Origin of the sequence: Pseudonocardia nigra (assembly GCF_019396355.1) — a bacterium.
Classification (GTDB): Bacteria; Actinomycetota; Actinomycetes; order Mycobacteriales; family Pseudonocardiaceae; genus Pseudonocardia; species Pseudonocardia nigra.
In genome coordinates, this window is sequence record NZ_JAHKRK010000589.1 from 1 (window position 1) to 557 (window position 557).

Here is a 557-nt window from a genome sequence, read left to right on the forward strand (position 1 = left end):
CCTATACAGAGGGCTGCGAGACCGTGAGGTGGAGCGAATCCCTTAAAGTAGGTCTCAGTTCGGATCGGGGTCTGCAACTCGACCCCGTGAAGTTGGAGTCGCTAGTAATCGCAGATCAGCAACGCTGCGGTGAATACGTTCCCGGGCCTTGTACACACCGCCCGTCACGTCACGAAAGTTGGTAACACCCGAAGCCGACGGCCTAACCCCTTGTGGGAGGGAGTTGTCGAAGGTGGGACTGGCGATTGGGACGAAGTCGTAACAAGGTAGCCGTACCGGAAGGTGCGGCTGGATCACCTCCTTTCTAAGGAGTCTCACCGAGTGGTGGGGTTGGCCAGCTCGCCGGCTTCGGTCGGGGATGCTTGGTTCTCCTTTCACGATTCCATGCGCGCGCTCCTGTGGGGTGTGGGTGTGGCTGGGTGGAACTTAAGATCGTGTTCGTGGTTGTCGGGGTTTTTGGTGAACTCCGGGGTTTGGCACACTGTTGGGTCCTGAGGAGACACCCTTGTGGTGTTTTTTCTGGCTGCTCCTGGCCTGGACCGTCTAACGCATCGCGC

Annotated in this window: 1 rRNA gene; it reads left to right on the top strand. The window is 58.7% G+C overall.

Annotation, left to right across the window (positions count from 1 at the left end):
- Window positions 1–304: ribosomal RNA gene (locus tag KME75_RS42330) — 16S ribosomal RNA — on the top strand; the annotation flags it as partial.
- Between the last annotated feature and the right edge of the window lie 253 nt (window positions 305–557).